At 73.5% G+C, this 676-nt stretch carries 1 protein-coding gene; it reads left to right on the forward strand.

What is annotated here, in order from left to right; translation table 11 throughout:
- Positions 1-435: 435 nt before the first annotated feature.
- Positions 436-676, forward strand: a 241-nt coding sequence (locus tag AC27IQ_RS26455) for a 2TM domain-containing protein (protein ID WP_487091434.1), incomplete at its 3' end; no start/stop codon positions are given.

Raw genomic sequence — 676 nt, forward strand, 5'->3', positions numbered from 1 at the left:
ACGCATCGCTCCCGCCGGGGCGGTGCTGCGCTGCACCAGATACCAGGCGCCGCCGCCCAGCAGGGCCACCACGGCCAGCATCAGCAGCGTGCCGAGACAGCGCGATCGCCGCGAGGGCGGCCGGTGGGCGGAAGGCGGCGGGTTGGGAACGGGCGCGTCGTGTGGTTGTGGATTCATGGAAATGGCTGGCGTGGCGTGTCGCGGAAAAGGTCCGTCCCGGGCGGCCGGCGGGGCAGCACGGGGGGCACGCCGAATCGTAGGGGCTCTGCGTACCGATTGTCTGGCTGCTGTGCGAAGAAAGGTAAATCTGTCGCCCGGCGCAGCGGTTCGCGCCGCGCGGCGGGCGGTTCGTCGCATGGCGCTGGCCGGACCGGGCGGCCGGGCGCACAGTGCGGCCATTCCCTCCCCTCCCACCCCGATCCCCAAGGAGCCGCCATGCCCGCTTTCCACACCCCCGACGATCTCGCCACCCAGGACGACCTGGACCGCCTGGCCCGCAAGCGGGCCGGTGCCAAGATGGGCTGGCTGCTGCACGCCTGCGTGTACCTGTGCGTCAACCTGGCGCTGGCCGCCCTCGCCGCCTACCAGGGGCGCCACTGGGCGGTGTTTCCCGCGCTGGGCTGGGGCCTGGGCCTGGCGATCCATGGCGCGGCGGTGTGGCTGGCGCTGCCGGGCG

The sequence above is a fragment of the Acidovorax sp. KPB24-07 genome, assembly GCF_057543315.1.